Annotated in this window: 1 protein-coding gene; it reads right to left on the reverse strand. The window is 79.3% G+C overall.

Annotated elements, in window-relative coordinates; translation table 11 throughout:
- On the reverse strand, nucleotides 1-1,059 hold a 1,059-nt coding region (locus tag KDL01_RS45775; protein WP_307846811.1), incomplete at its 3' end, for a sensor histidine kinase.
- Nucleotides 1,060-1,273: the final 214 nt, after the last annotated feature.

Consider the following 1,273-nt stretch of genomic DNA (forward strand, 5'->3'; position numbering starts at 1 on the left):
GGCGGGGGCCGCCGCGGCGGGCTCCGCGGCCTCGACGTCCGGCGCGGCGTGCCGGGCGGCGGCGATGCGCGCGGGCTCCATCCCGGCCCGCGCGGCCCGGCCGGTCGGCGCCGCTGGCTCCGGCCGCGCCTCGGTCACCAGCCGGTTCGGCAGCAGGATGCTCGCGCGCACGCCGCCGCCGTCGCCCGGTTCCAGGGTGACCTCGAAGCCGATCGCGCGGGCCAGGCGCCCGACCACGGCCAGGCCGAGCCGCGGCGTGGTGCCCAGGGCCGCGACCTCGAGCCCGGCGTTCTCGCTGGCCAGCACGAGCGCGGCGCGGGCCTGCGCCTCGGGCCCGAGTCCGACGCCGCTGTCCTCGACCTCGATGACCAGGCCGTCCGGCAGGCTCGCCGCGCTGAGCACCACGTGCGTGTCCGGCGGGGAGTAGCGGGTGGCGTTGTCGAGCAGTTCGGCCAGCGCGTGGACGAGCCCTTCCACCGCGTCGCCGGCCACCGCGGCCTGCTCGGGCAGCCGCCCGATCGTCACCCGGCGGTACTCGGTGATCCGGGACATCGCGCCGCGGAAGACGTCGAGCAGCGGCGCCGGCTTGGTCCAGCGGCGCCCGGCGCGCTCACCGCCGAGCACGGCCAGGCTGTCGGCGAGCCGGCCCACGAGCGCGGTGGCGTGGTCGAGGTGCAGCAGGTCGGCGAACACGGCCGGGTCGGCGCCGTGCCGGTCCTCCATCTCGCGCAGCTCCCGCAGCTGCCGGTTGACCAGGGCCTGGATCCGGCGGGCGAGGCTGACGTAGGCGTGCCGCACGTGCGCGGCGGGGGCGGGCGACTCGGGCTCAGGGCTCTGCTCCGCCGCGGCCGCGGGCTGCCGGGGCGCGACCGCGGCGTGCCGGGACGGCTCGGCACCGGCGCGCCCCCCGCGCCCCGCGGCCAGCGCGCACACCGCGGCGGCCGCGGCGATCAGTTCGAGCGCATAGATCAGAAGTCTGGCTCCGCCGGGCCCGCGCACGGCGGCGAGCGTGCCCACCAGGGCCGCGGCCAGCGCGAGCAGCGCGGCCGACCGGGCCACCGGCGCCGCCCGCCCGGACCCGGGCGAGCGGGGTGCGGGTCCGCGCGACCGGACGGGGTCGGCGTCGGAGTCCGGTGGTGCGGGGGCGGGCCGCGTTAGCGCCATGGGCGTCCTCGGGGTTCGATCTGAGCGGGTGAGCGCGGCGGCGAGGCTCGCGCGTACCGGCCTAGCCATATCCCTTTCGAGCGTGATCCCGCAGCACGTTGCCCACCCC

It is taken from the genome of Actinospica durhamensis (assembly GCF_018139695.1).
Taxonomy (GTDB): Bacteria; Actinomycetota; Actinomycetes; order Streptomycetales; family Catenulisporaceae; genus Actinospica; species Actinospica durhamensis.